At 71.1% G+C, this 1,094-nt stretch carries 1 protein-coding gene; it reads left to right on the top strand.

Features of this window, described 5'->3' with window-relative positions:
* The first annotated feature begins 71 nt into the window (after positions 1 to 71).
* Entirely contained in the window at positions 72 to 992 is a 921-nt protein-coding gene (locus tag RDU12_RS15825) for a type IV secretion system protein (protein WP_308685639.1), read from the top strand.
* Positions 993 to 1,094 lie beyond the last annotated feature (102 nt).

The following is a 1,094-nucleotide window of genomic DNA, read 5'->3' as shown; positions in this document are numbered from 1 at the left end:
CGCGGCCTGGCCGAGGCCCGGCGCCGCGATCGCCTGGCCGTCTATGCGCGCACGGCGCAGGGAGGGTGACGATGAGCTTCCGGGTCTTCGAGCCGAGCTACGACTTCATCGACGCCCGGCTGAACGAATTCCTCGGCGAGCGCCTCGCCTCGGTCATCGCCGAAGTCGACGGCCCGCTGCGGATCGCCCTGGTCCTCTATGTCGTCCTCTACGGCTTCGCCATCCTGCGCGGGGCCATCAGCGAGCCGGTGATGGATTTCGCCATCCGCTCGATCAAACTGGCCCTGATCTACGCCCTGGCGACGACGGCCGCCTATTCGACCTTCGTCACCGAACCGCTGTTCACCGGCCTGCCCAACGCCCTGACCCGGGCCGTCAGCGGCGCCGAGACGCCGGGCGTCGGCGCCGCCTTCGACCAGTTCCTCGCCTACGCCGGCTATCTCGCCGAGACGATCGCGCGCGAGGGCTCGGCATTCGATCCTGGCCCCTGGATCGTCTCGGCGGCCGTCCTGATCATCGGCGCCCTGGCCTGCGCCCTCGGTTTCGGGGTGGTCATGCTGGCCAAGCTGGCCTTGGCCCTGCTGGTCGCGCTCGGGCCCATCTTCATCGCCTGCGCCCTGTTCGACGCCACCCGGCGCTTCTTCTTCGGCTGGCTGGGCCAGGCGGTGAACTATCTCGTCCTGTTCGCCCTGATCATCGTCATCTTCCCGCTGGTGCTGTCGCTGGTGCGCGACCAGTGGGGCGCCATCCAGGGCCAGGACCCGATGATGGGCGGTCTGATCTTCATCGCCCTGTGCCTGCTCGGCGGCATCTTCTTCCTGCAGACCCCGGCGATCGCCGCCGGCATCGCCGGCGGGGCCAGCGCGGGCCTCGCCGACTTCGCCAATGCGGCGGCGCTGGGCTCAAGCGGCTCGGGCCGCGCCCGCGGCCCCCTCGAAGCCGACCGCCGGCCGCCGAAAGGTGGCGGATCCATCCGACCTTCCGGAGCCTGACCATGTCCCATCGCCTGATCCTGATGCTCGCCTGCGCCGCGCTCGGCGGCTGCGCCGGCCTCGCCCGTCCCGACCTGCCGGTCTGCGACGGCGCCGCCCGCC

The sequence above is a fragment of the Brevundimonas sp. genome (assembly GCF_031082345.1).
Lineage (GTDB): Bacteria > Pseudomonadota > Alphaproteobacteria > Caulobacterales > Caulobacteraceae > Brevundimonas.
Note: the sequence above shows the minus strand (reverse complement) of the source record. Positions and strands in the feature narration are given on the sequence as shown.

Bases quoted from the DNA above. Each gene is read 5' to 3' on its own strand.
- RDU12_RS15825 (WP_308685639.1), top strand. From the start codon at position 72: ATGAGCTTCCGGGTCTTCGAGCCGAGCTACGACTTCATCGACGCCCGG.